At 62.9% G+C, this 25,371-nt stretch carries 23 protein-coding genes; 13 read left to right on the top strand and 10 right to left on the bottom strand.

Annotation, left to right across the window (positions count from 1 at the left end):
• Window positions 1–276 precede the first annotated feature (276 nt).
• Both F3H95_RS07610 and F3H95_RS07605 read left to right on the top strand, forming a co-directional pair.
• A complete protein-coding gene (locus F3H95_RS07610) occupies window positions 277–2,097 on the top strand; it encodes a HAMP domain-containing methyl-accepting chemotaxis protein (protein WP_149745452.1) in 1,821 nt (606 codons plus the stop codon).
• A 90-nt stretch (window positions 2,098–2,187) separates the two neighbouring features.
• Window positions 2,188–3,066, top strand: coding sequence for an extensin family protein (locus tag F3H95_RS07605; RefSeq protein ID WP_149745451.1), 879 nt, complete (start codon window positions 2,188–2,190; stop codon window positions 3,064–3,066).
• A 56-nt stretch (window positions 3,067–3,122) separates the two neighbouring features.
• On the opposite strand, the gene F3H95_RS27630 is transcribed toward F3H95_RS07605, so the two are convergent.
• The 3 genes from F3H95_RS27630 to F3H95_RS07590 form a co-directional block, all read right to left on the bottom strand.
• A complete protein-coding gene (locus tag F3H95_RS27630) occupies window positions 3,123–4,268 on the bottom strand; it encodes a GGDEF domain-containing protein (protein ID WP_149745450.1) in 1,146 nt (381 codons plus the stop codon).
• 143 nt (window positions 4,269–4,411) lie between these two features.
• On the bottom strand, window positions 4,412–6,091 hold the full coding sequence (locus F3H95_RS07595) for a formate--tetrahydrofolate ligase (RefSeq protein ID WP_149745449.1): 1,680 nt from the start codon (window positions 6,089–6,091) through the stop codon (window positions 4,412–4,414).
• 143 nt (window positions 6,092–6,234) lie between these two features.
• On the bottom strand, window positions 6,235–8,508 hold the full coding sequence (locus tag F3H95_RS07590; RefSeq protein ID WP_149745448.1) for a TonB-dependent hemoglobin/transferrin/lactoferrin family receptor: 2,274 nt from the start codon (window positions 8,506–8,508) through the stop codon (window positions 6,235–6,237).
• A gap of 536 nt (window positions 8,509–9,044) precedes the next feature.
• Here F3H95_RS07590 and F3H95_RS07585 point away from each other — a divergent pair.
• Both F3H95_RS07585 and F3H95_RS07580 read left to right on the top strand, forming a co-directional pair.
• A complete protein-coding gene (locus tag F3H95_RS07585; protein ID WP_143124478.1) occupies window positions 9,045–9,770 on the top strand; it encodes a LuxR C-terminal-related transcriptional regulator in 726 nt (241 codons plus the stop codon).
• Window positions 9,771–9,814: 44 nt separating this feature from the next.
• Window positions 9,815–10,258, top strand: coding sequence for a PAS domain-containing protein (locus tag F3H95_RS07580; RefSeq protein ID WP_143124477.1), 444 nt, complete (start codon window positions 9,815–9,817; stop codon window positions 10,256–10,258).
• 69 nt (window positions 10,259–10,327) lie between these two features.
• Here the strand turns inward: F3H95_RS07580 and F3H95_RS07575 are convergent, their stop codons facing one another.
• The 3 genes from F3H95_RS07575 to F3H95_RS07565 all read right to left on the bottom strand — a co-directional run bounded on the left by F3H95_RS07575 (window position 10,328) and on the right by F3H95_RS07565 (window position 13,105).
• Window positions 10,328–11,500 (bottom strand): DUF2333 family protein, encoded by a 1,173-nt coding sequence (locus tag F3H95_RS07575; protein WP_149745447.1) that lies wholly within the window; start codon window positions 11,498–11,500, stop codon window positions 10,328–10,330.
• Entirely contained in the window at window positions 11,500–12,441 is a 942-nt protein-coding gene (locus tag F3H95_RS07570; RefSeq protein WP_149745446.1) for a hypothetical protein, read from the bottom strand. The genes F3H95_RS07575 and F3H95_RS07570 overlap by 1 nt, the downstream gene beginning before the upstream one ends.
• A gap of 208 nt (window positions 12,442–12,649) precedes the next feature.
• A complete protein-coding gene (locus F3H95_RS07565) occupies window positions 12,650–13,105 on the bottom strand; it encodes a pseudoazurin (protein ID WP_143124474.1) in 456 nt (151 codons plus the stop codon).
• Window positions 13,106–13,318: 213 nt separating this feature from the next.
• On the opposite strand from F3H95_RS07565, the gene F3H95_RS07560 reads away from it, so the two are divergent.
• From F3H95_RS07560 to F3H95_RS07530, 7 genes are all read left to right on the top strand, one after another.
• Window positions 13,319–14,269: a choline ABC transporter substrate-binding protein gene (locus F3H95_RS07560; RefSeq protein WP_143124473.1), complete on the top strand. Its 951-nt coding sequence runs from the start codon at window positions 13,319–13,321 to the stop codon at window positions 14,267–14,269.
• 220 nt (window positions 14,270–14,489) lie between these two features.
• Complete coding sequence (choW, locus tag F3H95_RS07555; RefSeq protein WP_143124472.1) at window positions 14,490–15,332, top strand: choline ABC transporter permease subunit; 843 nt, start codon at window positions 14,490–14,492, stop codon at window positions 15,330–15,332.
• Entirely contained in the window at window positions 15,329–16,384 is a 1,056-nt protein-coding gene (choV, locus tag F3H95_RS07550) for a choline ABC transporter ATP-binding protein (RefSeq protein ID WP_149745445.1), read from the top strand. The genes choW and choV overlap by 4 nt, the downstream gene beginning before the upstream one ends.
• Complete coding sequence (locus F3H95_RS07545; RefSeq protein WP_149745444.1) at window positions 16,381–17,118, top strand: HugZ family protein; 738 nt, start codon at window positions 16,381–16,383, stop codon at window positions 17,116–17,118. The genes choV and F3H95_RS07545 overlap by 4 nt, the downstream gene beginning before the upstream one ends.
• 118 nt (window positions 17,119–17,236) lie before the next feature.
• Window positions 17,237–17,548: a metalloregulator ArsR/SmtB family transcription factor gene (locus tag F3H95_RS07540; RefSeq protein ID WP_143124469.1), complete on the top strand. Its 312-nt coding sequence runs from the start codon at window positions 17,237–17,239 to the stop codon at window positions 17,546–17,548.
• Window positions 17,549–17,829: 281 nt separating this feature from the next.
• The gene (locus F3H95_RS07535) at window positions 17,830–19,158 is read left to right on the top strand and encodes an aspartate aminotransferase family protein (RefSeq protein ID WP_149745627.1); all 1,329 of its coding nucleotides are present in this window, start codon (window positions 17,830–17,832) and stop codon (window positions 19,156–19,158) included.
• Window positions 19,159–19,181: 23 nt separating this feature from the next.
• Complete coding sequence (locus F3H95_RS07530; RefSeq protein ID WP_149745443.1) at window positions 19,182–19,538, top strand: hypothetical protein; 357 nt, start codon at window positions 19,182–19,184, stop codon at window positions 19,536–19,538.
• 6 nt (window positions 19,539–19,544) lie between these two features.
• On the opposite strand, the gene F3H95_RS07525 is transcribed toward F3H95_RS07530, so the two are convergent.
• The gene (locus F3H95_RS07525; protein WP_149745442.1) at window positions 19,545–19,967 is read right to left on the bottom strand and encodes a thiol-disulfide oxidoreductase DCC family protein; all 423 of its coding nucleotides are present in this window, start codon (window positions 19,965–19,967) and stop codon (window positions 19,545–19,547) included.
• Window positions 19,968–20,145: 178 nt separating this feature from the next.
• On the opposite strand from F3H95_RS07525, the gene ade reads away from it, so the two are divergent.
• On the top strand, window positions 20,146–21,840 hold the full coding sequence (gene ade / locus F3H95_RS07520; RefSeq protein WP_149745441.1) for an adenine deaminase: 1,695 nt from the start codon (window positions 20,146–20,148) through the stop codon (window positions 21,838–21,840).
• Between the two features lie 8 nt (window positions 21,841–21,848).
• Here ade and F3H95_RS07515 read toward each other — a convergent pair whose 3' ends face one another.
• The 3 genes from F3H95_RS07515 to F3H95_RS27110 all read right to left on the bottom strand — a co-directional run bounded on the left by F3H95_RS07515 (window position 21,849) and on the right by F3H95_RS27110 (window position 24,220).
• Window positions 21,849–23,648: a M23 family metallopeptidase gene (locus F3H95_RS07515; RefSeq protein WP_143124466.1), complete on the bottom strand. Its 1,800-nt coding sequence runs from the start codon at window positions 23,646–23,648 to the stop codon at window positions 21,849–21,851.
• 119 nt (window positions 23,649–23,767) lie between these two features.
• The gene (locus tag F3H95_RS07510; RefSeq protein ID WP_143124465.1) at window positions 23,768–24,013 is read right to left on the bottom strand and encodes an Atu4866 domain-containing protein; all 246 of its coding nucleotides are present in this window, start codon (window positions 24,011–24,013) and stop codon (window positions 23,768–23,770) included.
• A 69-nt stretch (window positions 24,014–24,082) separates the two neighbouring features.
• Window positions 24,083–24,220: a hypothetical protein gene (locus F3H95_RS27110; RefSeq protein ID WP_185969757.1), complete on the bottom strand. Its 138-nt coding sequence runs from the start codon at window positions 24,218–24,220 to the stop codon at window positions 24,083–24,085.
• Between the two features lie 219 nt (window positions 24,221–24,439).
• Between F3H95_RS27110 and F3H95_RS07505 the strand changes: the two genes are divergently transcribed.
• Window positions 24,440–25,366: an AraC family transcriptional regulator gene (locus tag F3H95_RS07505; protein WP_342782384.1), complete on the top strand. Its 927-nt coding sequence runs from the start codon at window positions 24,440–24,442 to the stop codon at window positions 25,364–25,366.
• Window positions 25,367–25,371 lie beyond the last annotated feature (5 nt).

Below are 25,371 nucleotides of genomic sequence, written 5' to 3'. Positions count from 1 at the left end.
CCGCCTCGGGAGTTTCGGGCGGCTTTGTCTCGTCTCAGGACATGACTGGTCAAGGCCGCTGTCAGCGAGCCCACCACCAGATAACCATGATCAGCGACGTTTTCATGCTGATGTGATAGCGCGACCGGCCGGTGCCTGCAAGTCCTGAAATGCGTGTCATTTTTACGCGAACATAGACAAGGCAATGCAATTAGCGATTAAATAATTTTTGTGTGTATTAGTTAATGCGAAAGATCGGGCATTCGCCCGGCAACGCCTGGTCCGGGGGCCATTCGCATGAACATCACAATCTCGCGGTTTCTGGGGCTCTTCGGCCTCACGCTGCTGCTGAGCCTTGGGCTTGCCATCGGCGTGCTGCTCTATTCTCTGCAGCAACTGAAGGTGGACGGCCCGGAATACGAACGCGTCGTCGATGCCAAGGATCTCATTGCCGATATCCTGCCGCCACCGATGTTTCTGGTGGAAGCTTATCTGACGGCCACGGAAACGGCGCGTCATCCGGATGAGACCGATGCCAATATCGAGATCCTGAAGAAGCTCCGGCAGGATTATGACACGCGGATGGCCGTCTGGGCCGGCAAGGACCTGCCCCCCGAGATCCGCACGCATCTGGACACCAAGGTGAAGCCGGCGGCAGAAGCCTTCTGGGACCTGCTGTTCCGTCGCATCGTGCCGCAGTTTAATCTTGCCAAGAATGACGGACGCGATACCAATCTCGCCCCGCTGCGGCGCCAGTTCCAGGTGCAGCGCGCAGCCGTGGTCGAACTGGTCGCCCTCTCTGAGGCCTATCAGAAGAGCGTGGAAGCGCGGGCACGCAAGGCAGACATCACCTATCGCCTGTCGGCCTATGCGGCAAGCCTGCTGGCGTTTCTGGCGTTGATTGGTGGTCTCTTCCTTTTCCGGCGCATGGCCATCACCCCCATGCGCGACATGGACCGCTACATGACCGCGCTGGCCGGTGGAGACTACCAGACTGCGGTGCCGCATCTTAAGCGACGCGACGAGGTCGGCGAGATGGCCAAGGCCGTCGCCCATTTCCGCAAAGCCGCTCTCGAAAAGCAGGCGCTTGAAGAAGAGGCGCGCCGCCAGGCCGAACAGGCCGCCGCCGAACGCAACAACCGGCTGAGCGCCGAGATCGAGCGGGCGGAGACGCTGAACAAGGTGATCGGCGAACTGGGCGCGGGCCTCGACCGGCTGTCGCGCTTCAACATCCACGATACACTGGACCAGCCCTTCCAGGCTGAGTTCGAGGTTCTGCGGCAGAATTTCAACCGCTCGCTGGCCGTCTTCCAGCAGACGATGCGGCGTGTGCTGGGCAAGGCGGACGAGATCCGCGCCAATGCCGAAAGCCTCGACGGCTCCGCCGACAATCTTGCCCGCCGCACCGAACAGCAGGCGGCGGCACTCGAGGAAACGGCGGCGGCCCTCGACCAGATCACCTCCAAGGTTGCCTCCTCCAACGAACTGACCCGCACCACCCGCGTCAAGAGCAGCCATGCCCGCGGCAATGTCGGTCGCTCGGCCGGCGTGGTCCGCGAGGCGATTGCCGCCATGAGCCGCATCGAGGAGGCGTCGCGGCAGATCGGCTCGATCACCGGCGTGATCGATGAGATTGCCTTCCAGACCAATCTTCTGGCGCTCAATGCCGGCGTCGAGGCCGCCCGCGCCGGCGAGGCCGGCAAGGGCTTTGCCGTTGTGGCCCAGGAAGTCCGTGCGCTGGCCCAGCGCTCGGCTGCTGCCGCCCAGGAAATCAGCACGCTGATTGCCCATTCCAACCGCGAGGTGGCCGGAGGCGTCGATCTTGTCAGCCGCACGGGGCAGTCGCTGCAGGAAATCGAGGGCGACATCGTCTCGATCGCCACGGATATCGAGACGATTTCCCAAAGCACCTCCGAACAGTCCGACGTGCTGCAGGCGATCAATACCTCCGTCAACCAGATGGACCAGATCACCCAGCAGAACGCCGCGATGGTGGAGGAAATGAATGCCGCCTCCCATTCGCTGACCGAAGAGGTGGGCGAGATGGTCAGCCTCGTCGGCCAGTTCATCCGTGATGACAACCGGCCGGGTCAGGCCATGGCACCGCGCGCCGCCTGAGGCACCGGTCGACCACAAGAAGCCATGCGAGGACGCCACCAAATGGCGTCTGGCGCGTTTCCTTCCCGAACCAACAGGGAAGGAAGCGCCATGTTCGCCCGTTTTCTTGCTGCCGCAGCCGCCATGCTGCTTTCGACCGGCATGGATCTGCCCGAGACCGGGCCACGCCCCGCCGAAAGGCCGCAAGCCGCAGAGCATGCCTCTGCGCCCGCCGGGACGGCACCGGCGACCGCGCCCGTTCCCGAGGCAAGGCCAGAACCGCCGCAGGACGCCGACAAGGCTTCGTCCGAACCGGCACCGGCTGCGAACACCGCCCCCAATGCTGCCCCTACGAAAGATGGGGAAGAGACGGAAAAGGGCGCGACCGGCGCCGAAACGGAGCCCCCTCCGCCCGCCGTCGAAAAGGAGGATCCGGTGGCGCTGAAGGCCTGCCTTGCGGATCTCGACAGGCTCGGCACGCGCTACGAAACACGCCCCGCCATCACCGGCGAGGAGCCCGGCTGCGGAATTAACAGCCCGATCGTCGTGCGCGAGATCCTGCCGGACGTTCCCCTCTCCGAGGAAACACCGATGCGATGCGAGACGGCGCTGTCGCTGGCCCGCTGGATGGCGGAGACGGTCAATCCTGCCCTGCACATCGCCTTTCCGGACCGGCGGATCACGTCCGTGAAGAATGCCGCCGCCTATTCCTGTCGCAACCGCAACAGCGCCGAGCGGGGCAAGATTTCCGAGCATGCCCGCGGCAATGCCATCGACATCACCGGCTTCGTGCTGGACGACAGGCAGACGATAGCCATGACCCCGCGACAAGAGGATTCCACGCTGACGGGAGCCTTCCAGCGCACTGCGACCGCCGGGGCCTGCCTGCATTTTTCAACCGTGCTGCCGCCCGGCAGCGACGCGACCCATCAGGATCACCTGCATCTCGACGTGCTGGAGCGAAAGGGCGGCTATCGTTATTGCCGGTAGCGATGGGGCAACGGCGGCACAGGCCGGCAAAACACCGCATTCAGCGCCAGCCGCGGTCAGCCGGCCATTTCGCCGAACAGCGGTCCCGGCTGCGCAGCGATCCGGAAGCAGCCTTTGCCCGCGGCCTTGGCCCTGTAGAGCGCCCGATCGGCATCGAGCGTTGCCTGCCGGAGGTCGGTCGCATCGGCGGGGATCAGGCCGATGCCGATGCTGACGCCGATTGTCGACAGACTGCCAGCCACTGGATAGGGCGTCATGAGCCGCCGGATAAGGCGGCTGGCCAGCGCCTTGGCATCCTCCTCACCGACGCAGGCCGTGAGCAGCAGAAATTCGTCCCCACCCAGACGACAGATGGCGGAGCCGGACGGCGCCTGTTCCCGCAGCCGGTCCGCGACCTGACACAGCAGATCATCGCCGGCCACGTGGCCAAGCCGGTCATTGACGGACTTGAAGCCATCGAGATCCAGACAGAGCAGGGCATTGGCCATGCCGCCAGCCAGCATTTCACGTGCCTGCGCATCGAGACCTCGGCGGTTGAGAAGTCCTGTCAACGGATCGGCGAAGGACTGCTTGCGGCTTTCGATCTCGGCGGCAATGGCCCGCACGGTGGTGGCACGCTGCTGGCGCATGATGCCGATGCAGACGATGACGAACAGCAGGCCCTGCAGGGCCAGCAGCGGGGCGAAATCCGGGTTTCGCAGGGCAAACGGCACCTTGTAGGACAGATCGATGATTGCGACCTGGATCAGCGCATAGCGCATGGCCGCAAAATTGCGCGAGACGATGCCGGCACAGGAGCCGAGCGCAGACGCCACCACGATGATGAACATCGGCATGTCATCGCTGAACCCCACCACCGTCGTCGTCGCTGCAATCAGGCTGGCCCACAGCAGACCGCAGGCAAATACGACGTCCGGGGCAAACCGGGTGAACCTGCCATGCATCACACCTAGCCGTGCCAAAAGCGAGAGAAGATCCAGAGCGGCGATAACCAAGAGAACCGGATGGTCGAGACGCGCATAGGCGACCAGCGTCACGCAGATGGAGTTGACGCTGCCGCAGACGATGGCATGCGTCGAATTGGCGATGGTCGCGCCAAGACGATGGCGCATCTCCTCGCTGACGTCGCTGCCCAGGCTGCCGATCCATCTGAGGACCGGCCATCGTGGCGGATCAATGCCGCCGGCTATTCTGTGTGTCATTCAGGGTCTCCGAATGACAGAAGCCTGCCATTCGAGCCTTGAAATCCCCTTAGCGCACACGCCTTGAGTCCTTGCCTGCCACCGATTTTGCCGCAGCGGTTAACGGGTGGTAGACGCGTGTCAACCAGAACCGGGAGTGTCCATCAGAACAATCCTTCCACATGACCCTCGGCATTCAGCCGGATGCGTTCGGCCGATGGTGAACGCGGCAGGCCGGGCATGGTGCGGATTTCGCCTGTTATCGCCACCACGAAGCCGGCGCCGGCAGAAAGCCGCACCTCGCGCACCGGCACCACATGGCCGCTCGGTGCGCCGAGCAGGTCCGGATTGGTGGAGAAGGAGTATTGCGTCTTGGCAATGCAGACCGGCAGGTGGCCATAGCCCTGCTCCTCGAAGCTGCGCAGCTGCTCCAGCACGGCGCGCTCGGCCGTCACCTCGCCGGCCCGGTAGATCTCGCGGGCAACCTTCTCGATCTTGGAAAACAGGGAGAGATCGTCAGCATAGAGCGGCCTGAAGCGCGCGGTGCCGCCCTCGGCGATCTGCGTCACCCGCCGCGCCAGATCCTCGATGCCGGCCGAGCCGTCCGCCCAGTGGCGGCAGAGGATGGCCTCCACGCCGAGCGCCGCCGCATAGGCTTTCACCGCCGCCACCTCGGCCTCGGTATCGGACGAGAAGTGATTGATCGCGACGACGACCGGCACGCCGAACTTCTGGAGGTTCTCGATATGGCGGCCAAGGTTGACGCAGCCTGCGCGCAGCGCCTCGACGTTTTCCTGCGACAGGTCCGGCTTGGCGACACCGCCGTTCATCTTCAGCGCGCGCACAGTCGCGACGATGACGGCGGCAGAGGGCGAAAGCCCGGCCTTGCGGCACTTGATGTCGAAGAATTTTTCGGCGCCGAGATCGGCACCGAAGCCGGCTTCGGTCACCACGTAATCGGCAAGCTTCAGCGCCGTCCGGGTCGCCACCACCGAATTGCAGCCATGGGCGATGTTGGCGAAGGGGCCGCCATGCACGAAGGCCGGATTGTTTTCCAGGGTCTGCACGAGGTTCGGCTGCATGGCATCCTTCAGCAGCACGGCCATGGCGCCATCGGCCTTCAGGTCGCGGGCAAAGACCGGCGTGCGGTCGCGGCGATAGCCGACGATGATGGCGCCGAGCCGGGCTTCCAGATCCTTGAGGTCGGTGGCAAGGCACAGGATCGCCATGATTTCGGAGGCGACCGTGATGTCGAAGCCGGTCTCGCGGGCAAAACCGTTGGAGACACCACCGAGCGGGCCGACGATCTGGCGCAGCGCCCGGTCGTTCATGTCCATCACCCGCTTCCAGGTGATGCGGCGCAGATCGAGATCCAGCGCATTGCCCCAGTAGATGTGGTTGTCCACCATCGCCGAGAGCAGGTTGTGCGCGGCGGTGATGGCATGGAAATCGCCGGTGAAGTGCAGGTTGATGTCTTCCATCGGCACCACCTGCGCATAGCCGCCGCCGGCAGCCCCGCCCTTCACGCCGAAACAGGGGCCGAGCGAGGGTTCGCGCACGCAGATGATCGCCCGCTTGCCGATGCGGTTCAGGCCATCGCCGAGGCCGACCGTCGTGGTGGTCTTGCCCTCGCCGGCCGGTGTCGGGTTGATCGCCGTGACGAGGATCAGCTTGCCGTCCGGCCTCCCCTTCTGGGCCGCGATGAAATCCGGGCTGATCTTCGCCTTGTCATGGCCGTAGGGGACGAGGCTTTCGGCGGGAATGCCGAGCTTCGCGCCGATCTCGAAGATCGGTTGCTTCCTGGCGGCGCGGGCAATTTCGATATCGGACGGCACGGCTCCCATGATGTTCCTCGCAGCAGTTGTTTTGCCTTTCATAGACCATGGCACGGCTGTGTGGAAATGGAGCCCCACAGCCAAAGCCCGGGACAAACGGAAAAGGCGGCGAGGAAAACCCCACCGCCTTTTCCGCACGCAGCAACCGGAGATCAGAAGCGCTGCGTCAGGGAAATCTTGAAGCTGCGGCCCGGCTCCGAATAGAAGGCACGCGCCTGGCTTGCGGCATTGTCGCGCACCGTCGTGTAGTCATAATACTTCTTGTCGAAGAGGTTGTAGATGCCCGCATTGATGCGCAGGCCCTTCACCTGTTCCGGCTCCCACCAGGCAACGAGATCCGTCAGCCCATAGCCGGGCGTCCTGAAGTAGCTGGTCTGTCCGGCCACCGTGCTGATATCGACGTCGTTCTGATTGCGCGAGGCGGCAACGGCGGTGAAATCCAGCCCGACGCCCCAGTGTTCGGTATCGTAACCGATGCTCGCCACGGCCTTTACCGGCGCCACCGACTTCAGATACTTGTCATTGTCGAGGTTTTTGCCGAGCGAGGCGACGAGGCCGCCGCCGAGGCGGATGCCGTTGTCGAAGGTGCGGTGTGCGGAGAGTTCCACGCCGTAGATTTCGGCGCGCGCGATGTTGCGGTACTGGGTGATGTTGTTGCCGTAGTCGGATAGCGCATAGCCCAGCGCCAGCGCTTCGGCACTACTAAGGCTTCGTACGTCGATGAAATTGCGATACCGGTTATAGAACAGGTTGACGCGCCCGCCGAAGGCCTCGTCTCCCAGATTTGCTCCCAACTCGACACCATTGCTGGTTTCCGATTCGAGATCCGCATTGCCGAGCCGAAGATAGGTGCCGGTTGCGCCATAGGAACTGTACAGTTCTCCGGCGGTCGGCGCGCGGAAGGCCATGGACCATTGGGCGAACAGTTCAACCTGCGGCGCCACATCATAGGCCGCGCGCAGTTTCGGTGACAGCCCCGCATCCTCAAAGCCGTCCGGCAGGCTCGGATTGCTAGCATTGCTGGCGAAGGCCTCGGTCATCTTCGGGTCATGCTTCACCCAGTCGAAGCGAACACCGGGCGTCAGGCGCACGCCGCTTCCGCCAAGCGCAATATCGTCGTCCACGTAAAGCCCGACTCTTTGGGTATCAACCTTGGGCGTATCGGCCTGGTTCGTATGAAGGAAATTGCAGGCGGCGAGCGCACCGGTATAGCTGCCGCTGGAAGGCTTCGGACCGCAATTGTCATAGCCCGACGAGTACTGTTCGATGGTGCTGGTGGCGAGATCGAAGCCGAAGGTGAAGCGGTTGTTGAACCCGCCGATCTCCGCCTCGCGCTGCGCAGCACCGATCAGGCCGAAGGTGCGTTCCTCGTTGTCGTTGACGCGGCCGATCGGGCCGATCACCGACGTGGTGCGATAACCCGTATAGCCATCGGCGGTGCGGGTGCGCATAAAGTAGAGCGAGGCCCAGGCATTGTCGAAGAGGCTGTCGTCGCTCTCGCTTTCGAATTTGTAGTCGAGCGATACGCGGTCGCGCTCATTGTCCTTGTGGCCGATATAGTCGCCCGGGCGATAGTTGCCGGTGGTCGACTGAGAGGTCTTCATGTCGGTGTCGCGATCCTTGCGATAGCGCTCGGCCGTGAGGCCGATGGTATGGCCGCCTTCCAGCTGCTGACGCAGCTTGAACAGCAGGTTGTGCTGATCGTAATCGGACGGGTTCGCCTCGGTACGGGTCGTGGAATAGCCACCGACATCGCCGGCCGTCTTGCGCTCATGGCCCTTGCGATAGCTGCCCTGGAACAGGATCGAGGTGTTTTCGATCCGCTTGGCAATCGCGGCAGACCCCTCCCAGCTGCGATCACTGCTGTCATAGGTCGTTTTCGCCAGTGCCCCCCAGTCACGTCCCTCGCCGATCAGATCCTCCGGCTCCAGCGTGCGGTAGGCGATAACGCCGCCGAGTGCACCGGCACCAGCGCGGCTTGAATCGGCGCCGCGCATCACGTCGACGGCGGAGAGCGAGGAGAAGCTGAAGGTATCGACGCCGCCCGTCGCGCTGCGGGTCGGATCGTTGAAATAGGGAACCGGAATGCCATCGATGGTGGACAGCACACGGTTGCCTTCGAGACCACGGATATTCACCGAACCGGTCGTCTTGTTGACGTTTACCCCCGGCTCCGCCACGCGGCCGAGGTCCTCGAGATTGGTGATCTGCTTGTCGGCCAGTTCACGGGTGGTGGTTTCGGTCGCCAATGGCGTATCGGTTGCGCTGCCCTTGGGAGCCGTGACCCGCTCGCCCTTGATGGCGACACGCGGCAAAACGGTGGCCGTCTCCCCTGAGGCAGCCTCCTGGGCAGACGCCTGCACCGCCAGTGCGGCAACGGACAGCGCCGAGCAGGCGAGAAGCGAAAGTTGAAGACGGCGAAGCATTCGAACCCCTTTCGAAAGGCATGAGCGATCGCGCCGAAGCGCGTGCGCCCGACGTGAGATGGCAAGATGGACGATGACCGGGCCAGAGCCTCGCCCGGTTTCCGCCACTTAAAAAACATGATTTATTATGTCAAGATTAAACATGATAAATTTAATCATGTTTCGCGAGGAGCATCATTCGACATCACACTTGTGACCAAGTCGACACATTGTCATGATTTTGTATAAAACCCCGAAGATTCAGGGGCAGAACCTGTGCAGCAGCACTGGACGGGATACTGCGCATGCGCAAAGGTCACGCCACACAAGGTGCAATTGAATGAGACGCGAATACGGAATCAAGCTCGATGTTAGCGCTATCATCTGCATTTCATGCCGATGACGGTTCTTGAGGGCACCAGCCATGCGTCTCACGAAACGTTACCGGGAACCGCCATTCTTTAAGTGCAGACTTTCGAAAATTATGTTGGTTCCTGACACAGTTTGATATACTTCTTGCAGCAGCGGTATTTGTCACACTTTTACCTCCCGAAATTATGATCACGCTCGAACGCCATTCGCTCCTCAGCCAGTCGATCTCAACCGCGGATAGTCGCGAAGCGCTTGCGCGTGCGATGGCACGATTGCCGGCACAATTCGGCTTCAAATACTTCACGCTGATGAACTCGCCGGCTGCGACCGATACGCTGATCGCGCCCCTGGCCGTCGAGACAACCTTTCCCGCCAATTTTGTCACGGAATTCGACGAACTGAAGCTTCTCAAGGAATGCCCGCTGGCACCGATGATGAAGAACATGGTGCTGCCGCTTTGCTGGAGCTGCCATGAAAGCGTCAAGGAAGGGCGAATCCTGAACTTCTCGCCGCGTCTCCTGGCCTTCCTCGGCCGCCACGAGATCTCGACAGGCGTCGCCATGCCGCTCTATTCGGCGGACGGTTCCGTGTTCATGATGCGGCTCGACGGCGATCGACCGATGCTGACGCTGCCCGAACTGAACGAGGTGGGCATGCTGTTTCTGCACGCCTTCACCATGTTCGACCGGCTGCGCCGACAGGAGCCGGTGCAGCAGAAGCTGCTGACCGTGCGCGAACTGGAAGTTGTACGCTGGACGTCCCAGGGAAAGACATCCTCCGAAATTGCCAGCATCCTGTCGCTCTCAGACCACACAGTTAATGCTTATCTCAATAAGGCAATCAAGAAACTCGATTGCGTGAATCGAACCCAGCTGGTAGCGAAAGCCATACGCTTGCGATTGATCAGCTAACGGATTGGGTTCGGGCGTTTTTTAACGCCGGGGAGTGTGAAGCTTTGCTTCAGACACAGAATACACGCGACGACATTGCATTCGGAGAACAGACATTCGGCATGCTGCTGCCGGATTTCGTGCGGCTGTTCTCCACGTTCAACGCTCTCGGTTTCTGGCGGATCGACATCGACAGCGGGCATTCCTTCTGTGATGAGCGAACCGCCGAGATCTACGGTTTCGACTATCGGGACGGCCCGATCGGCCTCATGGAATTCAGCGCCCGCATCCACCCGGAGGATCTCGGCGTGGTGATGGAAAGTCACGAACTGGCAGCCGTCGATCACTGCAGCTTCCAGAAGATCCACCGGGTTCTCCAGCACGGGAACACCTACAAGTTCATCTGTTGTCTTGGCACCTGGCGTGCGAAATCAGACACCGGCGGCGAAATCGTCGGCGTCGTCTTCGACATGCCGAAACAGGCCACCGATCTGCAGCATTTTCCATGACCAGGCCAACCGACGCCTGCATGCTCTGAAAAAACGCCCCGACGGCGAGGCCGCGGGGCTCCATCAGCATCAGCGGTCCAGCACGGCGCGAATCTCGACAAGATTGGATCGAACCCGCAGGATGTAAAAGCCCATCGTCGCCAGATGCGTCGGCATGATCCAGCCGTCTTCGCGGCCATTGGAGATGATTGCCGGCTGGATGCGCAGCGCTGCGCGGAACTGGGCAAGAGTATCGTTGACGAGCGAGGTCAGATTGCGCTCGCGGACCACCTGGCTGAAATCCGCCTGGGCGGCGGAGAGCACGGCATAGTAGCCGTAAAGCTGACCATAGGCGAACCAGAAGCGGTCATCGGCCCGCGTGTCGAACCAGCCGCCATTATAGTTCTCCGAGCGTTCACGCAGGATCGCCGCCGTCGAGCCGAGGTCACTGGCAATGCGATCGACGAACTGCACCAGATTGTCGGCACGACCGTCGAAGGTGGCCGCGCAGGCGGCAAGATCGGTGTTGAACTTGTGCAGGCTCTTGATGGCAGCGCGATAATAGGCCGGTGTCGGCGTCTTGAAGCCGAACGGATCGAGGCCGAAATACCACGAGAATTCATCGAATTGCAGATTGCCACGCGCATCCTGCAGATCGCCGTTGATGCCGGACGCGCCCCGCACGCGGCCAAGCGTATCGACCAGTTCCGCCGAGGTCCGCCGGACCGCCTGGTTGACGCCCCGCTGGAAGCTTGCCTTGTTGTCGAGGAACAGGGTGTGATCCCAGTCAATGCCGAAGAAGCCAAGGCGGTAAAGCAGCATGGAGGAAATCCATGCGTTCTGGTTGACGTTCTGGTCGGTGAGATCGGCCGCCACCTCCACGATCGCCGAGGTCTGGCACTGCCGCGGGACAACCGCAGCCGCCGTGGTTGCCGGGCTCGCACCGGCGGCAGTGCCGGTCACCTGTGGCACAGAACCCGCCGCAGGAACGGGCCGCTCCTGCCCGGCAGCCTGACGCTCGGCAAGCTTGTAACGGTCGACGAAATTGGGATCAAAACCGGTCCAGACCTGCGTCTGCCAGATGAAATAGCCATAGAAGGCGCCAAGCACCACCAGCACCGCGAGGATCGGCAGCTTCACCATCAGGTGCCGCTGGCGATACCAGCCATGCGCGGCCATGAAGGGCCAGGCAATCGCAACGAAAGCGAGACGCACGGCCCGCCCGGCCGCCGCAAGCACCCGGCTGAAAAACTCCGAAACCATCAAGCACCCTCCTGTTGCGAGGCATGAGGTAGGAAGGCGCCTGCCGCTTGTCGAGATGTCGCCTGCCGCGAAGCCGCATAGCGCTGATGGAAAAGATCGCGCAGATGCGCCCGCCTTGTGCGGATGCCACGCACGGAGATGAGGCCGAGTTCACGTCGCTGCGCCTGTCGGGAAAGCCATGGCAGTTGCGGCTGAAGGACACTCAGCAGCACGGGATCGACGCCGCCGACCAGAAGAACCAGCGCTTCCGCTTCAACGCAAAGCAGATTGGCCAGCACATGCACGCTTTTCGACATGTCGATCAGCAGATCGGCGAAATCAAAGCCCAGGCTGCGCCAGCGCGATTGCACAGAAGCGGCCACATCCTCAGCGGCTTGCTGAACAGAACCCGACCCGGACGGCTCCCGGCGCGGCCCCGCATCCAGCCAGTCCTCGCAGGCTGACAGAAGGCGGGCAAGAACGGCGCGCTGGTCTTCAAGGCTGGCGGTCAATGTCTCCGTGCGGCGCAGAAGGATTGCGGCCTGTCCCCCGAACAGCGGATCAGGGACGTTCTGTCGGTGGCCGCGCGAGCGCGCCCCAAACAGCCGAAACAGTCGGAAGGCCGATCGGCGGCTTGCGTCGGCGGGCTGCAGATAGGGTGTGCCGAGGTGATGGATGTCGGCGGCAAGCTCGGCAATGCGATGGGCAAGGGCACTGTCGGCGGCGCGGAAACGCACGCCAAGATCAGCCAGATCCTGTTCCGCAGCATCCGGCGCGTCGATTGCCACCTCGACAAGGTCTGCCGCCTGGGCAGAGGCTTCGGTCGGGTCCGCACGGTGGCCTGCCGCGATGCGTGATCTCTGAGACTGCAGATGCGCCAGCAGGCTTTCCAGCTGCCGACCGATCTCGGCCATCGCCACGTCCGGATCCGCCGTCTGCTGCCTTTCCCCGCCTGTTGCCATGCCCGCGCCCTTCCATTCCAGACTTCCGTCGCCTGCACGCCGCGCCGCGTTGCCGGCAGGCTGGCACTGTAGCATGCCAGGGCCGAAGACCAGACCTCAATTGACGAGACAGTCCGTTTTCCACGACCCGATCAACACATCCGCCGAATGGCCGGCGAGGCACCGGCCCGCTGCGCGCGCCTGTGCCCGTTCCGGCATGCTGGCAGGATCAGAGGCCAAGCTGGGCAATCGCCGCATCCAGGCGATCGCGCGTCTTCTTCGGCATCTTGGCGGCTTTCACCGCATCGAGATTGGCCGGCTTGCCCTCGCCCACCACGACAAGTGCCACCATGCCCATGCCCCAGTGCGGCGAGCACTTCACGACATAGGCGCCTTCCTTGGCGACGGTGACGACCAGTTCCTGGTTCATCTTGCCTTTGAACTCCTCGACGCCTTCCGGCAGCAGTTCCTTGACGGCCGCTGCATCATGGCCCTTGTCGACAGGCACGAAGTGGATGGTATCGCCGACAGCGGCACGGATGGCCGCCGGCTCGAACACCATGGCCTCGCCATCGGCACCCTTGTTCAGCATCTTCACCTCGATATCGGCGGCAAAGGCGGCCGGTGCGGCAAGGGCCGGCCCGAGCGCGAGGAAGCTGGCGGCAAGAACGGATTTCAGTGTCATGTCAGAGGCTCCTTCCAGATGGCCGTGGATACGGCCGCATGCATGGTTCGATCGCTGCTTTACGCAAGGAATCGCCGCCCCGTCTTGACCGAGGTCAAACCGCATTCTGGACACATTGTCGCAAACACCCCCTGCATTTCGGCGCGAATAGGCGTGCTTGCTTGCCTGTCGGAGATATTGATAATGACCGGGGAACAAAGAAGGAGCAACCTCATGCCGGGAACGACCTCGTTGAAATTCGCACTCGCGGCCAGCCTCGCCGCGCTTGTCACGACACAGGCGCTGGCCGCCGAACCTGCAAGCTGTACCAAGGTCCGTTTCTCGGATGTGGGCTGGACGGACATTACCGCAACCACCGCAACCGCCGCCGTGCTGCTGGACGCCCTCGGCTACAAGCCGAGCATCCAGGTTCTGTCGGTGCCGGTCACCTACCAGTCGCTGAAGAACAAGGACATCGACGTCTATCTCGGCAACTGGATGCCGACGCAGGAAGCCGATGTGCGGCCCTTCCTGACCGACAAGTCGGTTGAATCCTTCGGCCCCAACCTTGTCGGCGCCAAGTACACGCTGGCCACCAATGCCAAGGGCGCCGAACTCGGCATCAAGGATTTCAAGGATATCGCTGCCCACAAGGCCGAACTCGACGGCAAGATCTACGGCATCGAGCCCGGCAATGACGGCAACCGCCTGATCCTCGACATGGTCTCCAAGGACACCTTCGGCCTCAAGGGCTTCGAGGTGGTGGAATCCTCCGAACAGGGCATGCTGGCCCAGGTTGCCCGTGCCGACCGTTCCGGCAAGCCGGTCGTCTTCCTCGGCTGGGAACCCCATCCGATGAACACCAACTTCAAGCTGACCTATCTGACCGGCGGCGACGACGTCTTCGGGCCGAACTTCGGCGGCGCGGAAGTCTTCACCAACATTCGCGCCGGTTTCACCACCGAATGCCCGAACGTCGGCAAGTTCATCACCAACCTCAAGTTCACGCTGCCCATGGAAAACGTGATCATGGGCAAGATCCTGAACGATGGCGAGGAGCCGCAGAAGGCCGCGAGCGCCTGGCTGAAGGCCAACCCCGCCGCCATTACGCCCTGGCTTGCCGGCGTGACGACCGTCGACGGCAAGGACGGCCTTGCCGCCGTCAAGGCGAAGCTCGGCCTCTGAGGCTTCTGCTGCCGCCCGCAAGCCGGCCGGGGCACCCCTGCCCCGGTTTATTCGCGAAAGCCCACGGCATACGAACCGGCGGGCGGCATTTCCGATTGTGTCCATCAGCCGCGGCGGGCCTGACCCCGGCCAGGCCGATGTCGCCGAGAGACCGGCGCGCGCCCGCGATTTCGCGCGCCCTTCGCTCCTGCCGAAACCTGACCAGAACGGGAAGAAGTCCTTGGAACTCCTCACCGAACAACGCATTCCCATCGGCATCTGGGCCAAGACCTTCGTCGATTGGCTGACGCTGAATGGCGCCGCCTTCTTCGACTGGCTCTCCGCCGTCCTCTCCGCCGTCATCAACGCGCTGCTCTTCGTGCTGCAATGGCCCCATCCGCTGGCGGTGGTCGCAGCCTTTACCGTACTCTCCTGGCTTCTGCGCCGCTCGATCGGCATTTCCCTCTTCACCTGTCTCGGGCTGCTGCTGATCATCAACCAGGGCTACTGGAAGGAAACCACGGAGACGCTGGCGCTGGTGATCGCCTCGACCGCCGTCAGCATGGCCGTCGGCATTCCCGTCGGCATCGCGGCGGCGCGCCGACCCTGGCTCTACGAGGGGCTGCGGCCGGTGCTGGACCTGATGCAGACCATCCCGACCTTCGTCTACCTGATCCCGGCCCTCATCCTCTTCGGCCTCGGCATGGTGCCCGGGCTGATCGCCACCGTGATCTTCGCCATTCCGGCTCCGATCCGGCTGACACGGCTCGGCATCATCTCGACACCGGATTCGTTGACGGAAGCGGCAATTGCCTTCGGCGCGACACCATCGCAGGTGTTGCGCAAGGTTGAACTGCCGTTTGCCATGCCGCAGATCATGGCGGGTCTCACGCAGACGATCATGCTGTCGCTCTCCATGGTGGTCATCGCGGCACTGGTTGGCGCCAGCGGCCTCGGCGTGCCGGTGGTGCGCGCGCTCAACACCGTCAACATAGCGCGCGGCTTCGAGGCAGGTCTCTGCATCGTGATCCTCGCGATCATCCTCGACCGCATGTTCCGCACCGATGAAGGAGAAGGCGCATGACGGACGCGATCATTTTCGGCAATGTCGACATCGTCTTCGGTGACCGGCCGGAGCGGGCGCTCCCCTTCATGGACCAGGGACGTTCACGCGAGGAGATCAGCAAGGAGACCGGGCTGGTGCTCGGCGTTTCCAAGGCCTCGCTCTCCATTCAGGAAGGCGAGATCCTGGTGCTGATGGGCCTGTCCGGCTCCGGCAAATCAACCCTGCTGCGTGCCGTCAACGGGCTTGCTCCGGTCGTCCGCGGGTCCGTGACCGTCATGACCAAGACCGGCGCGGTCGATCCCTACAAGTGCTCGCCGAAGATGCTGCGCGATCTGCGCATGCACACGGTGTCCATGGTGTTCCAGCAGTTCGGCCTCCTGCCCTGGCGCAGCGTGGCGGAAAATGTCGGCTTCGGCCTCGAGCTCGCAGGCGTCAGCGAAAAGGACCGCAAGGACCGGGTGGCCGACCAGCTCGCGCTGGTGAACCTCTCCAACTGGGCGGACCGCAAGGTGGGCGAACTCTCGGGCGGCATGCAGCAGCGTGTCGGCCTTGCCCGCGCCTTCGCCACCGGCGCGCCGATCCTTCTGATGGACGAGCCCTTCTCTGCGCTCGATCCTCTGATCCGCACGCGTCTGCAGGACGAACTTCTGGAGTTCCAGAGCCGGCTGAAGAAGACAATCCTCTTTGTCAGCCACGATCTGGACGAGGCCTTCCGCATCGGCAACCGCATCGCCATCATGGAAGGCGGCCGCATCGTCCAGTGCGGTACGCCGCAGCAGATCGTCCAGGCGCCGGCAGACCAGTATGTAGCCGAGTTCGTGCAGAACCTGAACCCGATCAACATGCTGACGGCTGGCGACATCATGCGTCCGGGCGCCTCGACCCTGCCGACGCCGGTCACGGCCACGGCGCGTGCCGACACGCCGCTGACCGACATTCTCGACGCCATGGCCCGCCAGCCGGGCCAGATCGGCATTGTTGACAACGGCCTCATCATCGGCACCATTGGCGCTGACGATGTGATTGCCGGCCTGACCCGGCACAGGCGAAGGGACGCTCACAGCCCATGACGACAGAGCCGAGCTCCCTTCTCAGGGAAACGGACGAGGAGGCGCTGATCGACGCCCGAAAGCTCATCCGCTCGGCACGTCACGTCCCTCTCAGCGTGCTGGAGCCGGAGACCGGGTTTCCGGCCGTCAGCCGCGTTCTGCTCGGCTTCGATTTCGACTGCACGCCGGTAATCCTCGTCTCGGGTCTGGCAGGACATGCCCGCGCGCTTGCCGCGGATGCTCGCTGCTCCTTCCTCGCCGGAGAATCCGGCAAGGGAGATCCGCTTGCCCATGCGCGCATCACGGTGTTCTGTGAGGCGCAAGCCGTGACGCGGGAAGGCGAGCTGCACCAGCGACTGCGTCGACGCTTTCTGAACCGCCACCCCAAGGCCGCCCTCTACGTGGATTTTCCCGACTTCCGTTTCCTCCGGCTTGTGCCAATTCGGGCCGCCATGAATGGCGGTTTTGGCAAAGCCTATACGATGAACGGCAAAGATCTTGTGCTTGACGGAACAGAGGACGCCGCCAGCTGGCAGAGGGCGGAAGAATCGATTATGATCAAGTATCGGAATGCGTCTCGCCTTGCGAAAGCCGCGGGCGCACCCGATGATTCGAATTGCCGTATCAGCGGCGTGGATCCGGCAGGTTTTGACATCGTCTGCGACAATCGCGGGTTTCGGTGGGAGTTTCCCTCGCCGGCCACGACGCCGCAGGCGGCTGAAGATTATGTGCGTACAATATCGGTCGCTACATAACCTCTACGTAAAATTTAGGGATATACAATCCTTTCCGAAACTTGCTAGATTTATGATAGATTGTTACCGACCGTGCGGTCGGTCAGCAATTGCTAGGGGATGACCGAGGGATTTAGAGATGACCCAACTCACTGAGCATTCAGCTGCAGCCGCCAATCTGCTGTCTGCCATGGCCAATCCAAAGCGGCTGATGATTCTGTGTTGCCTGGTCAAGGGCGAAGTGGCCGTTGGTGCGCTGGCAACGAAGGTTGGGCTGAGCCAGTCGGCTCTCTCTCAGCACCTTTCCAAACTGCGTGCGCAGAAGCTTGTTAACACGCGCCGCGATGCGCAGACCATCTACTACTCCAGCTCCGCCGAGGCCGTGATGAAGGTTCTCGAAACGCTGGAGACGCTGTATTGCGAGCCTGAGCAGGCCAAGTCTGCAGCGTGATGACAGCGCTGACATGGCGTTGAGATAATTCAAGACTGCACATGCCCTGGGAGTTGGGCAGGCTCAGGCATGTGCGGGATCGATGGTTGATAGGCGCCGCCCGTCTCGGGCTGCGCCTTTTTAATGGCTGCGACATGGCGCAGCAAAGCCATGCAAGGGCGCTGAACAGCGCTTGACGGCTCGCGCGCGCTTGCTAACCTGCCTCGCATGTCTCGCCCCGGGGAACGGGCGACGACCGGGATATGGCCCCCGTTATGGAAAAGAAGGCCATGGAGATCATGATGTCGAACCGCCTGAATACCGCCCCGAACGACTTGCGGGCGTTCTGGATGCCTTTCACCGCCAATCGCCAGTTCAAGAAAGAACCGCGCCTGTTCGTGTCCGCCAAGGACATGCACTATACGACGCATGACGGCCGCCAGGTTCTGGATGCGACGGCGGGCCTGTGGTGCGTGAATGCCGGCCATTGCCGCCCGAAGATCACCGAGGCGATCCGCGAACAGGCCGGCGAACTGGATTATGCACCCGCCTTCCAGCTGGGCCATCCCAAGGCGTTCGAACTGGCGAATCGTCTGGTCGACATCGCGCCCGAGGGTCTGGAGCACGTGCTCTACACCAATTCCGGCTCCGAATCGGTCGATACCGCCCTGAAGGTCGCGATCGCCTATCATCGCGCCAAGGGCAATGGCGCAAAGTTTCGCCTGATCGGCCGCGAGCGCGGCTATCACGGCGTCAATTTCGGCGGCATTTCCGTTGGTGGCATCGTCGCCAACCGCAAGATGTTCGGCACGCTGCTGACCGGCGTCGACCACATGCCGCACACGCATCTTCCCGGCAAGAACGCGTTCACCCGCGGCGAGCCCGAAGTGGGCGGCGATCTGGCGACCGAGCTGGAGCGCATCGTCACGCTGCATGACGCCTCCACCGTGGCCGCCGTCATTGTCGAACCGGTCGCCGGATCCACCGGCGTGCTCATTCCGCCGAAGGGCTATCTGCAGAAGCTGCGCGAGATCTGCACCAAGCATGGCATCCTGCTGATCTTCGATGAAGTCATCACCGGTTACGGCCGCCTCGGCACCCCCTTCGCCTCGCAGTATTTCGACGTCAAGCCGGACATCATGGTCACCGCCAAGGGCCTGACCAATGGCGTGATCCCGATGGGCGCCGTCTTCGTGACCGCCGAAATCCACGACGCCTTCATGAACGGCCCGGAACATCTGATCGAGTTCTTCCACGGCTACACCTATTCCGGCAACCCGATCGCTTCTGCCGCAGCCCTTGCCACGCTCGACACCTACAAGGAAGAGGGCCTGTTCGAACGCGCCGCCGCCATCTCCTCCTACTGGGAAGACGGCCTGCATTCGCTGAAGGATTGCAAGAATGTCATCGACATCCGCAATCTCGGCCTGATCGGCGCGATCGAACTCGATCCGATCGCCGGCGAACCGACCAAGCGCGCCTTCTCCGCCTTCCTGAAGGCCTATGAGAATGGCCTGTTGATCCGTACCACCGGCGACATCATCGCCATGTCGCCGCCGCTGATCGTCGAAAAGCACCATATCGACGAGATTTTCGGCAAGCTGCGCGAGATTTTGAACGCGAATGTCTGACGATCAACGGGGGCGGCGGCGTCATGCGGCCGCCCCACATCGTGCATCTGCGGGAGAGGAGCCCGCTTGCCGTGAAAGCCCTGCTCACCGTTCTGGCCCTGAGCCTTGCCTGTGCGATGCCAGCCGCAGCGGGCGACACCGCAGTGATCGACTGGGGCAAGGCCGGCAAGGGTGAACTGCCAAAGGCCGAGATGCCCAAGAGATCGGCAGAACCGATCACCCCACCCCCAAAACTTCCGGACAGCGGCTTTGACTGCGGCACCGCCACCCGCATGTCCTGGGATCGGGTCGGAGAAGGCACGCGACGCCTCGGGCCGGAAGAGGTGCGCCGCTGCAGCCGCGACGGCTTTTCCTTCGAGATCACGGCGCCGCCGAACTGAAGCCGGCTAAAGAATGCGCTCACGGTCCTCCGGCGGCGCAACGAAGCAGTTCTCACGCCGTCCGAACAAACGGTAGCGATTGCGCGCCAAAAGCCGATAGACCCGGTCGCGCAAGCCGCGCGGCACAAGGTGCAGACAGCAAAGCAGGCTCCAGGGAAAGCCGAGCCCTGCGGCAATGGCCAGGATCGCGCGACTGTCGCGCAAGGCATCCTCTCCCTGAACGAGCAGGATCGTCTGCGGATCAGCGGGATCGATGCCATGCAGGCGGCAGAGCGCCGCGCCCGCCGGGCTTTGCATCGCCGCCAGCCGGAAGCGTTTGCCGTAATCATGGCGCAGCACGAAGCGGGCGCTGGCCGAGCACAGCACGCAGTCTCCGTCGAAGACGATGATCGGCGTGGCGTTGGTATTGCGGGCAGGCGTGTCGGGCATAGCCCTGACATGGGGATGTAACCGCTTCGCTGCAATGGCGGCCCTTGCAAGAGCACGCCGGAACGAGGCGAGGCCGCCCTCGCCGTGCTGCGATGCGAAAACCAAATACCGCCCTGCCCCTTCCCGCCCCCGACCGGTGCCGGTAATCTCTTTCCATTGAATCAGACCGGGGCAGACGATGAGCGATCTTGAGAGCCGCATAGACCAGGGAACGGGCCGCGAACCCGCCGACATCGTGTTGAAGGGCGGGCGCTTCTTCGATCTCGTGACCGGCGAGCTTGTCGCCTCAGACATCGCCATCTGCGGCGACACCATCGTCGGTACCGGCGAGGCCTATCAGGGCAAGCAGGTGATCGACATTTCCGGCCGCATCGTCGTGCCGGGTTTCATCGACACGCATCTGCACATCGAAAGCTCGCTGGTCACCCCGCACGAATTCGATCGCTGCGTGCTTCCCTACGGCGTCACGACCGTGATCTGCGATCCGCACGAGATCGCCAATGTCATCGGCACCGAGGGTATCCAGTTCTTTCTGGATTCGGCGCTGGAAACCATCATGGATATCCGCGTCCAGCTCTCCTCCTGCGTACCGGCCACGCATCTGGAAACGGCAGGCGCCGATCTGCCCATCGAGCGTCTCCTGCCCTTCCGCCACCACCCGAAGGTGATCGGGCTTGCCGAGTTCATGAATTTTCCGGGTGTCATCCACAAGGACCCCGTCTGCATGGCCAAACTCGAGGCCTTCCAGGGTGGCCATATTGACGGGCATGCACCGCTTCTCTCCGGCCTCGGCCTCAACGGCTATCTCTCCGCCGGCATCCGCACCGAGCACGAGGCGACGAATGCAGCGGAGGCCTTGGAGAAGATCCGCAAGGGCATGCACATTCTGGTGCGCGAGGGCTCCGTCTCCAAGGACCTGCATGCACTGATGCCGATCATCACCGAGCGCCTGTCGCCGCATCTGGCGCTTTGCACGGATGACCGCAATCCTCTCGACATTGCCGAGGAAGGCCATCTGGATTTCATGATCCGCACGGCGATTGCCCATGGTGTCGAACCGCTTGCCATCTATCGCGCCGCCTCCATCTCGGCGGCCCGCGCCTTCGGCTTGCGCGACCGTGGCCTTGTGGCACCCGGCTGGCGGGCCGACCTCGTCGTCATCGACAGCCTGGAAAACTGCAAGGCCGAGATGGTGTTTGCCGCCGGTCGGAAGGTTACCGCAGAACTGTTTGCGACCCGCCGCCCGGTCGCCCCGGTCGGCCTCGACAGCGTCCGGGCGCGCCTGGTCAAGGCCGCGGATTTCGCGGTGCCGGTCAAGGCGGAGGACCAGCCGGTCATCGGCGTGCTGCCGGGAAAAATCATCACCGAGCACCGGCGCTACCGCCTGCCCTCCTCCGGCAACCAGACGACCGTCGATCTCGCAAACGACATCATCAAGGTCGCCGTCATCGAACGGCACGGCAAGAACGGCAACCATGCCAACGGCTTCGTGCAGGGCTTCGGCCTGAAGAAGGGCGCGATCGCCTCCACCGTCGGCCATGACAGCCACAATATCTGCGTGGTCGGCGTCAGCGAAGACGACATGGCGGCCGCGGTCAACCGGCTCTCCGAGATCCAGGGCGGTTTCGTGGTGGTGGAAGACGGACGGGTGACCGGCGAGATTGCCCTGCCGGTGGCCGGCCTGATGAGCCTCGAGCCCTATGAGCGCGTGCGCGACACGCTGGTGGAGCTGCGCAAGGCCGCCTATGCCCTGGGCACAACGCTGGCAGAACCCTTCCTGCAGGTCGCCTTTCTGCCGCTTCCTGTCATTCCGCACCTGAAGATTTCCGACCGCGGCATGGTCGATGTCGACCAGTTCCGGCTCATCGACTGACGGCAGCGCTATTCAACGTGACTAGCCGGCTCGTCGTCGGCCTTCAGCACATGGGCAACGGCACGCGCGGCATTGCTGGCGGAGGTGCGGATCGCATCGGAGATCGCCGCGACACGCTCCTTCTCGCGGTTGAATTCCTCCAGCGCCTTGCCGCGCAGCACGGTGCCGGCCGACATGTGCGCCTTGGTCGGATCGGCATAATGATCGCCGACACGCAGCTCGTAATAGAGATGCGGTCCGGTGGAGAGGCCGGTGGAGCCGACATAGGCGATCACCTGCCCCTGAGATACACGCTGGCCGACCTTCAGATCCTTCGGCGTGCCATCGATATGCGCATAGGTCGTCTCGTAGCCGCCATCGTGGCGAATGCGGATGAACTTGCCGTAGCCGCCTTCCCAGGAGATCTTTTCGACCACGCCATCACCGGCGGCGACGATGGGCGAGCCCTTCGGCGCAGCGAAATCCACGCCATTGTGGAACTTGCGCACCTTCAGGATCGGGTGGACGCGCCAGCCGAATCCGTCGCCCAGCCTGCCGGCCGCCACCGGCTTTTCCATCAGTGTCTTGGAAACGGAATGGCCACCATTGTCGTAGAACTCGGCATGGCCATCCTCGGAGGTGCTGTAGCGATAGAAGCGGCGTTCGGTCTCGCCGTCATTGACGGTGACGGAAACCAGTTCGTCGGCATTGTCTTCCGTCTTGCGATAGACCACGTCGAGCTGCGGCAGGTCATCGGACGAGGACCATTCGAGGCCGTTCGTCTTCATCAGCTGCACCACCTGCAGACAGACGCGCGGCGGCACCTTCGACTGTTTGAGATGGGCGATCAGCTTCGGATAATCTCCCGCAGCACGGTTGAGATCGCGGCTTTCCTGCGGGGTAAGTCGGCCGCGGGCGCCGGAGGCTCCCTCAGCGGCAATCGCCTCGGCCAGCATGCGATCATAGAGATGGCGGTCGGTGACCGTCTGGAAGGTGCCGTTGTCGAGTCTCGCGAGAAAGCGTTCCCCCTTGCGGTGCGACACATGGCGGGCAAACACGATCTGCGGCGCGTTCGGACGCTCGGGCCGCTCTTCCAGCAGGATATCCAGTTCCTCGCCGGGCTTTACACTATCGGCGCCCAATTCGCGGGCGAGGTTGACGAAATCCGACTCGGAGACATCCACCGCGCCTTCGATGTTGCGCAGCAGCTCCTCGCGGGCGGGCAGCGAGACGACGCGGCGAATGTGACCCGAGGGTCGCGCCGGCGCAACGCTGACATTGATCGGCTCGCCGCGCACCGGCAGAGGCCGGGCGCTCTTGGCCACGTGCGGCGCCGGTGCATCCGGGCTGCCGCCGGGCCTCAGCACCAGATTGAAGGGATCGCTGGAGGGCGCTTCATCCTCCTGATAGGCCGCGAGCGTGGATGATCCAGCCGGCTTGCTTTCCTGTTCGTCGGAGGAAAGATCGAGCGACACATCGAAATAAGCGGATTTTGCCATGGAACCATCGCTCATGCGCTCGATGAGATCGAGCTTCGGAGCTGCGGCAGCCACGGTCGGCATCCAGACGCGCGCCTGCTTCGGCGTGCTTTGCGGCTTGCGGCGAGCTGTTCTCAGAACCACGGACTGCTTCGGCACGGGGGCCTTGGCAATCGAGAAGGCCATGCATTCCCCGAGAAGGGCGCTCGCCCCCACCGCCAGCAACACCAACGCACAGCTGACGCGCCAATGGCTGACGAAGGAGAACCGGATGACAGTCTGCGCGGGATGGATGAAACCGAATCCGTCCCTATTGCGCTTCGTCAGCGCGCGCGATGTCATAGCCGTCATGCGTACCTGCCCTCTTGAAGCCCGTGCACGACGTTATGGGACTCCGTGGCAAAAATGTGTCACGCGGGGCAAAAGCGACGGGAAGTGATCACTAACGCACCGGAAAGACTTGCCGGACCTCAGGCGCGCAGCAGCACCATCCCGGCATGGTAGAGCACATCGTTGCGGAACTCGCCATCGGCGGTAAAGCCGGTATCGTCCTTGTAGTCGATGTGATTGCCCTTCACTTCATAGCGCCCCTGATAGGCACGCTCGCGGTTGCCGCGGGCCTCGACATAGCGGCCATTGGGCAGGAGTTCGTGGCGAATGTAGCCGTCCCGGGTCACCCAGAGGCCGGAATAGGGATGGGAAGCCATGGCGGGCATCCTTTCGAATCGATCTGAAACGGGAAAAGGTCACGCGAGGGCGACCAAGGCCGCCCTCTGGAAACGGCGTCAGCCGTTCATATATCTGCGGCGCAGATCCGCCTCACGCCGGCGGGAAAGGGATCTGCGATAGCGTTGGCGGATCGTGTCCATCACGTCCACGAACCACATTGCGGGGCTTTCGAGCAGCCGCTGGAAATTCTGCATCTCCGTCTCCTTTCGTTGAAATCTCTGTCGCCGATGGCAGTGCGTTGCGTTTGCCAGGCCAATATGGCGGCCGCGGACTACGAAGCGGTAGACCAGGAGTCCGGGATGATTGCACAAAAATCCGGAAGTTCGGACAAGGCGCTGGAAGCCTCGATGGAACGCTGGTAGATAAATGGACAGAAACATCGGAAATAGCGGCATTTTTAGCCGATGGAGAGAATGACCATCATGCAGGACCTTTCCAACCTCGCAGAGATGATTGCACGACACACCGATGGTGACGGCGTATTGGCAACCGCCATTCCGCGCCTCTCACTGGTGCGCATGTCGAAACAGACGGAACCGATGCAGGGCCTGCAGCAGCCGGCGCTCTGCATCATTGCGCAAGGGCGCAAGCAGGTGCTGCTGGCAGACGAAATGTTCGAATATGGCCCGGCGCGCCACCTGATCGCCTCCGCCGACCTGCCGATCACCGGACAGGTGGTGGGGGCAAGCCCGGACGAACCCTATCTCAGCCTGAAGCTCGATCTCGATCTTTCGGTGCTGGGGGCCATGATGCTGGAAATCCGGCCGCAACCGATCTCGCTGGTGCCGACCAAGAGCTGCGGCAAGGCGCTGTGCCTCAGCAACACCGATCCGAAGCTGCTGGAGGCCGCGTTGCGGCTTGTCCGGCTGCTGGACCACCCGGACGACATTCCCTTCCTGGCGCCGCTGGCCGAACGCGAAGTTCTGTATCGCCTGCTGCGCGGCGATCAGGGCGAAAAGCTGCGCCGCATGCTGATGCCGGACAGCCGACTGGCTCAGGTGAACCGTGCCATTGCCTGGATCCGCCAGAATTACGACAAGCCGTTCAGCATCGACCGGGTGGCAGAGGAGGCGCGCATGAGCACCTCCTCGCTGCACGAGCATTTCCGCGAAGTGACGGCGATGAGCCCGCTGCAATACCAGAAACAGCTGCGGCTGCAGGAGGCGCGACGCCTCATCCTCTCCGAAGCGCTCGATGCGGCAAGCGCTGCCCACCGGGTGGGCTATGACAGCCCCTCGCAGTTCAGCCGGGAATACCGGCGGCTGTTCGGCGCGCCGCCGATCCAGGATGTGTCACGCCTGAAAACCGGGCCGGCGGCCTATGCGCCGGCCTCGGCCTGAGCGAT

This window comes from Rhizobium sp. RU35A, assembly GCF_900156005.1.
Lineage (GTDB): Bacteria > Pseudomonadota > Alphaproteobacteria > Rhizobiales > Rhizobiaceae > Neorhizobium > Neorhizobium straminoryzae.
The sequence above is the reverse complement of the archived record's forward strand: the minus strand, read 5'-3'. Positions and strand labels throughout refer to the sequence as shown.

What these genes read in the sequence shown, in the direction of transcription:
- F3H95_RS07610 (WP_149745452.1), top strand. Translation starts at nt 277, where the DNA reads ATGAACATCACAATCTCGCGGTTTCTGGGGCTCTTCGGCCTCACGCTG.
- F3H95_RS07605 (WP_149745451.1), top strand. Translation starts at nt 2,188, where the DNA reads ATGTTCGCCCGTTTTCTTGCTGCCGCAGCCGCCATGCTGCTTTCGACC.
- F3H95_RS27630 (WP_149745450.1), bottom strand. Translation starts at nt 4,268, where the DNA reads ATGACACACAGAATAGCCGGCGGCATTGATCCGCCACGATGGCCGGTC.
- F3H95_RS07595 (WP_149745449.1), bottom strand. Translation starts at nt 6,091, where the DNA reads ATGGGAGCCGTGCCGTCCGATATCGAAATTGCCCGCGCCGCCAGGAAG.
- F3H95_RS07590 (WP_149745448.1), bottom strand. Translation starts at nt 8,508, where the DNA reads ATGCTTCGCCGTCTTCAACTTTCGCTTCTCGCCTGCTCGGCGCTGTCC.
- F3H95_RS07585 (WP_143124478.1), top strand. Translation starts at nt 9,045, where the DNA reads ATGATCACGCTCGAACGCCATTCGCTCCTCAGCCAGTCGATCTCAACC.
- F3H95_RS07575 (WP_149745447.1), bottom strand. Translation starts at nt 11,500, where the DNA reads ATGGTTTCGGAGTTTTTCAGCCGGGTGCTTGCGGCGGCCGGGCGGGCC.
- F3H95_RS07570 (WP_149745446.1), bottom strand. Translation starts at nt 12,441, where the DNA reads ATGGCAACAGGCGGGGAAAGGCAGCAGACGGCGGATCCGGACGTGGCG.
- F3H95_RS07565 (WP_143124474.1), bottom strand. Translation starts at nt 13,105, where the DNA reads ATGACACTGAAATCCGTTCTTGCCGCCAGCTTCCTCGCGCTCGGGCCG.
- F3H95_RS07560 (WP_143124473.1), top strand. Translation starts at nt 13,319, where the DNA reads ATGCCGGGAACGACCTCGTTGAAATTCGCACTCGCGGCCAGCCTCGCC.
- choV (WP_149745445.1), top strand. Translation starts at nt 15,329, where the DNA reads ATGACGGACGCGATCATTTTCGGCAATGTCGACATCGTCTTCGGTGAC.
- F3H95_RS07545 (WP_149745444.1), top strand. Translation starts at nt 16,381, where the DNA reads ATGACGACAGAGCCGAGCTCCCTTCTCAGGGAAACGGACGAGGAGGCG.
- F3H95_RS07540 (WP_143124469.1), top strand. Translation starts at nt 17,237, where the DNA reads ATGACCCAACTCACTGAGCATTCAGCTGCAGCCGCCAATCTGCTGTCT.
- F3H95_RS07535 (WP_149745627.1), top strand. Translation starts at nt 17,830, where the DNA reads ATGTCGAACCGCCTGAATACCGCCCCGAACGACTTGCGGGCGTTCTGG.
- F3H95_RS07530 (WP_149745443.1), top strand. Translation starts at nt 19,182, where the DNA reads ATGCGGCCGCCCCACATCGTGCATCTGCGGGAGAGGAGCCCGCTTGCC.
- F3H95_RS07525 (WP_149745442.1), bottom strand. Translation starts at nt 19,967, where the DNA reads ATGCCCGACACGCCTGCCCGCAATACCAACGCCACGCCGATCATCGTC.
- ade (WP_149745441.1), top strand. Translation starts at nt 20,146, where the DNA reads ATGAGCGATCTTGAGAGCCGCATAGACCAGGGAACGGGCCGCGAACCC.
- F3H95_RS07515 (WP_143124466.1), bottom strand. Translation starts at nt 23,648, where the DNA reads ATGACGGCTATGACATCGCGCGCGCTGACGAAGCGCAATAGGGACGGA.
- F3H95_RS07510 (WP_143124465.1), bottom strand. Translation starts at nt 24,013, where the DNA reads ATGCCCGCCATGGCTTCCCATCCCTATTCCGGCCTCTGGGTGACCCGG.
- F3H95_RS27110 (WP_185969757.1), bottom strand. Translation starts at nt 24,220, where the DNA reads ATGCAGAATTTCCAGCGGCTGCTCGAAAGCCCCGCAATGTGGTTCGTG.
- F3H95_RS07505 (WP_342782384.1), top strand. Translation starts at nt 24,440, where the DNA reads ATGACCATCATGCAGGACCTTTCCAACCTCGCAGAGATGATTGCACGA.